The sequence below is a fragment of the Streptomyces sp. NPDC054932 genome (assembly GCF_053610205.1).
Genome location: NZ_JBSGXU010000345.1, coordinates 1 through 3,816, shown reverse-complemented (window position 1 = coordinate 3,816; position 3,816 = coordinate 1). Strand labels below are relative to the sequence as shown.

Annotated in this window: 5 protein-coding genes; 3 read left to right on the top strand and 2 right to left on the bottom strand. The window is 70.3% G+C overall.

The genetic code is table 11. The annotated features are described in order from the left end of the window. Window positions 1-78: 78 nt before the first annotated feature. On the bottom strand, window positions 79-282 hold the full coding sequence (locus ACWGE1_RS40445; RefSeq protein WP_030011983.1) for a cold-shock protein: 204 nt from the start codon (window positions 280-282) through the stop codon (window positions 79-81). A gap of 452 nt (window positions 283-734) precedes the next feature. Here ACWGE1_RS40445 and ACWGE1_RS40440 point away from each other — a divergent pair, with 452 nt between their 5' ends. Then, a complete protein-coding gene (locus tag ACWGE1_RS40440) occupies window positions 735-1,097 on the top strand; it encodes a 5-carboxymethyl-2-hydroxymuconate Delta-isomerase (RefSeq protein ID WP_453425463.1) in 363 nt (120 codons plus the stop codon). A gap of 28 nt (window positions 1,098-1,125) precedes the next feature. Here ACWGE1_RS40440 and ACWGE1_RS40435 read toward each other — a convergent pair whose 3' ends face one another. Then, complete coding sequence (locus tag ACWGE1_RS40435) at window positions 1,126-1,866, bottom strand: PP2C family protein-serine/threonine phosphatase (RefSeq protein ID WP_453425464.1); 741 nt, start codon at window positions 1,864-1,866, stop codon at window positions 1,126-1,128. Window positions 1,867-2,105: 239 nt separating this feature from the next. Between ACWGE1_RS40435 and ACWGE1_RS40430 the strand changes: the two genes are divergently transcribed. Both ACWGE1_RS40430 and ACWGE1_RS40425 read left to right on the top strand, forming a co-directional pair. Beyond that, entirely contained in the window at window positions 2,106-2,351 is a 246-nt protein-coding gene (locus ACWGE1_RS40430) for a hypothetical protein (RefSeq protein ID WP_453425462.1), read from the top strand. Window positions 2,352-2,404: 53 nt separating this feature from the next. Continuing rightward, window positions 2,405-3,775, top strand: a complete 1,371-nt coding sequence (locus ACWGE1_RS40425; protein WP_453425461.1) for an FAD-binding oxidoreductase — start codon at window positions 2,405-2,407, stop codon at window positions 3,773-3,775. Window positions 3,776-3,816: the final 41 nt, after the last annotated feature.

Here is a 3,816-nt window from a genome sequence, read left to right as displayed (position 1 = left end):
GCCCGCACCCCAGGGTGCGGGCCTCGGCCGCGTCTGCGCGCCGGCGCGGGCGCCGGCGTTGACGTAGGACGTCAGAGATCAGGCGGGAACGATGTTCTCGGCCTGCGGGCCCTTCTGGCCCTGCGTGACGTCGAAGGTAACCTTCTGGCCTTCCTGAAGCTCACGGAAGCCGGAAGAGGCGATGTTCGAGTAGTGGGCGAAGACGTCGGCGCCGCCGCCCTCCTGCTCGATGAAGCCGAAGCCCTTTTCCGCGTTGAACCACTTCACGGTGCCAGATGCCATATGAATTCTCCTTTGGGGCAGTGCCCGGGACCGCACTGTGCGGGCCTGGTGTCGCCGTGATGATTGCCCCGACCGGAACGAGTAGATTTCACTGCATGCACCGGAAATAAAAAGTGCGCCCACCGAAAATCCGGTGAGAGCACTTGTAAGTTTTTTGGGAACCACAACTGCAACGACGTCACCGTAGCACAGCGGGAACCGGCGGCAGCGGAAATTCCTTCGCGTCCGAGTCGAAATTCTCCAGGTGCCCCAACGGATTTCCGGACCCGGAAATCATATGAACGCCGACGTTTTTCCGTGGAATCACCCCGCCCGACCCGCCCGGCGCGGGCGGACGGGTGAGCACGGCCACGGGCGCGGCCGGGCGGGCTCGGTTACCGTCGCCGTGTCCCCGTCAACCGGCGCGGGGCCGGGGCCCGTTGCCCCGAATCCGCAGAGCAGGGAGTGGCCCCGTGCCCCACGCAGTCGTCGAATACTCGGACTCGCTGGCCGACGCGCTCGACCGGCGGGCGTTCGCGCTCGAACTGCACGCGCCGGCGGCCGGGGTCATCGATACCGCGATCGGCAACTGCAAGACGCGTTTCCACCGTCTGGAGGAGTCCTTCGTCGGGGACGGCGCCGACGGCCGGGCGGTCGTCCACGTGGAGCTGGCCATCGCCCGGGGCCGCACGGCCGCGACCAAGTCCCGTCTGACCCGGTCGGTGCTGGAGCTGGTCGAGCGCCACACGTCCAAGGCCGTGGGCCTCACGGTCCACGCCTCCGTGGACGTACGCGACTTCGGCGAGTCCTGCACCAGGAGCGTGAGCACCCCCTGAGGCCCGCACCCGGGGCGTACGGGTCCGGCTACGCGCCGATGCGCAGCAGCGCCAGCGTGATGTTGTCCGGGCCGCCGGCGTCGATGGCGGCCTTCCACAGCTCGAAGGCGGCCCTGCCGTCGTCGTGCACCCGCAGCAGCCCCTCGATCTCCTCGTTCGGCACCGGGTCGGTCAGCCCGTCGCTGCAGACCAGGTACCGGTCGCCCTCGGTCACCGGGAAGGCCGCGATGTGGGGAGTGATCTCGTCGTACCCGCGGCTGCCGCCGAGGACCTGGGTGACCGCCGAGGTGGTGCGGTGGCCGGGTACGGGCGGCGGGCTGTCGTCTACGCTGACCTGGTGCAGTCCGTCCTGGGCCGCGTGGAACACCTTGCTGTCACCGACGTTGAACGCCAGCAGCGAATCCGCCAGGACGAGGGCGCCCGCGACGGTGGTCCCCATGGTGGCCAGCTCCGGGCGCCCCTCGGTGGCCGAGTACACGGCGCGATTGCAGAGGTTCAGCGCGTCACCCACGGCGTCCGGGCCGTCCAGCGAGGGACCGAGCGAGGAGAGCTGGCGCACCACCAGCTCGCTGGCCACCTCGCCGGCGGGCTGACCGCCGAGCCCGTCCGCGACGGCGACGACGAGCGGTCTGCCGAAGGGGAAGACCAGGGTCTGGGGGTTCTGGGTCACGGTCCCGCACAGGGTCCACGGTCCGATGGCGAGACTGTCCTCGTTGTGCTCGCGCACCAGCCCGACATGGCTCAGGGCGGTCACAGCTATGTACGGCACCTCGACGTCCCGCCTCTCGGCAACGGCAACGGCCTCGGTCACGGCAACGGCAGAGCAAGGGCGCGGGCGCCCTTCCCCCCATTGTCGCGCCGCTCCGGCATGCGGGCTGCGGCGCGCCGGAGCACCCTGGTCGTGGAGCCGCCTGTTCTTCCGACCGGCGGCCCTGCGAGGAAGGGCTGCCACAGATGTTCGCGAGGCTGAGCACCTACCAGGGATCACCGGTCCCCACGGAGGGAGACGTGAGCGCGAATTCGGAGGCGATCGTCAGGCAGGTCCAGGACGTTCCCGGTTTCCGGGGTGTCTACTACCTCGTCGACCGGGCGACGGGCGTGGCCAAGTCGCTGACCCTGTGGGACGACGAGCGGACCATGAGGGACAGCGAGGAGCAGGCCGCCCGGATCCGTGAGGAGACCGCGCGGCGCGAGGGCCAGCGGATCGTCTCGGTCGAACGCTTCGAGGTGGGCTTCAGCCACCTGGAGCCGTAGCGCGACGCAGCGCGACGCAGCGTGAACGACGTGATCCACGAGGAGCGATGGCCATGGGCAAGCTCTCGATCGACCAGTTGCGAGAACGGGTACGCGGGGCGGTAGTCACCCCGGACGACGATTCCTACGACGAGGCGCGCAAGGTCCACAACGCCATGATCGACCGCAGGCCGGCCGCCGTGGTGCGCTGCGCCAACGCGGGGGACGTCATGGCCGCGGTCGATTTCGCCCGCGAGAACGGGCTCGATCTGGCGGTGCGGGGCGGCGGGCACAGCGTGCCCGGTTTCGGCACCTGCGACGGCGGCGTGGTCGCCGATCTGTCCGGGATGCGCGGCGTCCGCGTCGATGCCGCCGGGCGTACGGCCCGCGCCGAGGGCGGTGCGACCTGGGGCGACTTCAACGCGGCCACCTACCCCTTCGGGCTGGCCACGACCGGCGGGATCATCTCCACCACCGGCATCGGCGGGCTCACCCTCGGTGGCGGCATCGGGTACCTGGCCCGCGGACTGGGCCTGAGCTGCGACAACCTGGTCTCGGCCGATGTGGTGACCGCGGACGGCCGGCTCGTCGTGGCGAGCGAGGAGGAGAACGCCGACCTGTTCTGGGCGCTGCGCGGCGGGGGCGGCAACTTCGGCGCGGTGACCTCGTTCGAGTACCGGCTGAGCCCCGTCAAGGACATCTACGGCGGACCGATGCTCTTCGAGCTGGAGGATGCCGCCACCGTGCTGCGCTCGTTCGCCGACCACATCGCCGATGCGCCGGAGGAGCTGGGCGGGTTCCCGGCCTTCCAGATCGCACCGCCGCTGCCGTTCATCCCGGAGGACCGGCACGGTGACACCTTCGCGCTGATCGTGGCGTGCTGGTCCGGGCCGCTCGACGAGGGGGAGCGCGCCGTACAGACCTTCCGCGACTTCGCGCCGGTCGTCGCCGAGCACGTGGGTCCCATGCCGTACCCGGCGCTCAACAGCGCCTTCGACGCGCTCGTACCGCCCGGCCTCCAGCACTACTGGAAGGCCAACTTCGTCTCCGAGCTCACCGACGCCGCGATCGACGCGCACCTTCGGCACGCGCCGGGCCTGCCCGCCGTGAACTCGACGGTCCACATCTACCCGATCAACGGCGCCTGCCACCGCGTCGCACCGGACGCGACGTCCTTCGCGTACCGGGACGCCTCGTTCGCCACGGTGATCGCGGGCATGTGGCCCGACCCGGCCACGAACGAGGCGGGCACGGCCTGGGTGCGCGACTACTACGAGGCGACCGCCCCGCACTCGCAGGAGGGCGGCTACATCAACTTCATGGCCGATGACGACCAGGACCGGATCCGGGCGAACTACAGGGACAACTACGACCGGCTGGTCGCGGTCAAGCGCACCTACGACCCGGGGAACCTGTTCCACCTGAACCAGAACATCCGGCCGTAGGGGCCGGCGGCCGTCGGTGAGGGGTGGGTCCGCCGGGGGCG

Bases quoted from the DNA above. Each gene is read 5' to 3' on its own strand.
- ACWGE1_RS40445 (WP_030011983.1), bottom strand. From the start codon at position 282: ATGGCATCTGGCACCGTGAAGTGGTTCAACGCGGAAAAGGGCTTCGGC.
- ACWGE1_RS40425 (WP_453425461.1), top strand. From the start codon at position 2,405: ATGGGCAAGCTCTCGATCGACCAGTTGCGAGAACGGGTACGCGGGGCG.